Source organism: Bacillus sp. V59.32b (genome assembly GCF_003429085.1).
Lineage (GTDB): Bacteria > Bacillota > Bacilli > Bacillales > DSM-1321 > Peribacillus.
Map to the genome: position 1 here is coordinate 1 of NZ_QVTC01000113.1, position 1492 is coordinate 1492.

The 1492-nt window shown below is 41.3% G+C and carries 1 protein-coding gene; it reads left to right on the plus strand.

Translation table 11 applies throughout. The features are described from left to right. Nucleotides 1-114 precede the first annotated feature (114 nt). Nucleotides 115-1445 (plus strand): IS3 family transposase gene (locus tag D0463_RS18970; RefSeq protein ID WP_117308911.1). Its coding sequence is split into 2 segments (ribosomal slippage): nt 115-487 and nt 487-1445, totalling 1332 coding nucleotides; the frame shifts between segments, so codons are not numbered across the junction. Nucleotides 1446-1492 lie beyond the last annotated feature (47 nt).

Sequence of the window (1492 nt, forward strand, 5' to 3'; positions counted from 1 at the left end):
TGAACTATGACCCGAATAATGGACACTTAAAAAAGTCTCTTATTCGGGTTTTTTGTATGCATATGACAGAAACCCGATTATAATCATTTCAGAGATCATATCGGGGGAAACAAAATGAGTAAACTTATTTTCAATGACATTCAGATGAAACTCTTGGAGAAAAATCCTAATGTCGATCACGTATCAGAACGTTCCATTTCCTATACATCAGATTTCAAGTTGAAGGCGGTAAAGGAAAATTTGAATGGGAAGAGCCCAACTCAAATCTTTATTGAACATGATTTTGACTTGAAAGTTATTGGCTCTACGAAACCCAAAGAATGCCTGAGACGATGGAGAAAGACTTTTAAAGAGTTTGGGGAGGAAGGCTTTACTACGGAACGGAGAGGAAAGGCAAGCACCGGACGACCTTCGTCCACACCCCTTTCAGTAGAAGCCAACTTAAAAAAGGCTGAGGCGCGTATTAAGTACCTGGAAGCGGAGCTTGAATTCTTAAAAAAGTTAGACGAACTCGAAAGGCAGGCGGCGAAGAAGAAACGGTAACGACATCGGAGAAGTTTATGCTTATTGAACAAACCATTCGCAGATTCTCCCTGTCTCATATGGTGACCTACCTTTGTAAAATGGCGGGTGTAAGCAGAAGTGGCTACTATGCCTGGATCAAGGCTGAAAACGAAAGGGTTAAGAGGGATGAAAACGACTGGAAGGATTATGAGCTAATCAAGAGGATATTTGATGTGAAAAATGGAAAAGCTGGTGCCCTTGTCCTTAAGATGATTTTAGAGAAAGATTATTTTGTCGTGATGAATCACAAGAAAATTCGCCGGCTGATGAAGAAGTTCCATTTAGTTGCGAAAATCAGGCAGATCAATCCATACAGAAAAATGGCGAAGGCGAACCAGGAGCATAAGACACACCCTAACTTACTGAATAGGGAATTTGACCAGGATGAACCCGGAAAGGTGCTGCTTACCGATATCACCTATGTTTTTTATGGTGCCGGACGTCCAGCTTATTTATCCTGCGTGAAGGATGCCTCCACACGAGAAATAGTGGCATTTAACTTATCGAGAACATTAAAGATGGATATCGTCAATGATACGTTGGACAAGCTCTCTGATTCACTTGGGGACCTTATTCACCCCCAAGCGATTATCCATTCAGACCAAGGCTTTCATTACACGCACCCTGAATTTCAAAAGAGAGTGAAGGAACTGAAACTGACCCAGTCTATGTCTCGTAAGGGAAATTGTTGGGATAACGCACCCATGGAGTCCTTCTTTGGCCACCTCAAGGATGAAGTTGAGTATTCCAAGTGCCAAACGTTTGAAGAATTAAAGAAACTGATCACAGAATATATGGAGCAATACAATAACTATCGTTATCAATGGACGCTAAATAAAATGACTCCGGTACAATACCGGAGCCATCTATTAACCGCGTAAATTACTAGGTGCTTTTTTAAACTGTCCACTTTATAGGTCACAGTTCA